We start from the raw sequence: 253 nt of genomic DNA on the forward strand, positions 1-253 counted from the left end.
TCAGGTCGACGTACTTGCCGACCATGCCGATCGTGACTTCGTGCTGCGGATGCTCGAGCTTCTCGACCATTTCGGCCCACATCGACAGGTCGGCGGGCTTGGCGGACAGCTTGAGTTCGTCGCAGACGATCGAGTCGAGACCCTGGTCGTGCAGCATCTGCGGAATCTTGTAGATGCTGTCGGCGTCCCACACCGAAATGACGGCGTCTTCGGGCACGTTCGAGAACATCGAGATCTTCGAGCGCTCGTCGTC

At 60.1% G+C, this 253-nt stretch carries 1 pseudogene; it reads right to left on the reverse strand.

Annotated elements, in window-relative coordinates:
* Positions 1–253 (reverse strand): annotated as a pseudogene (gene pyrG / locus SB751_RS33130) (CTP synthetase); the annotation flags it as partial.

The organism is Cupriavidus sp. SIMBA_020, assembly GCF_046535395.1.
GTDB classification, from domain to species: Bacteria; Pseudomonadota; Gammaproteobacteria; order Burkholderiales; family Burkholderiaceae; genus Cupriavidus; species Cupriavidus campinensis.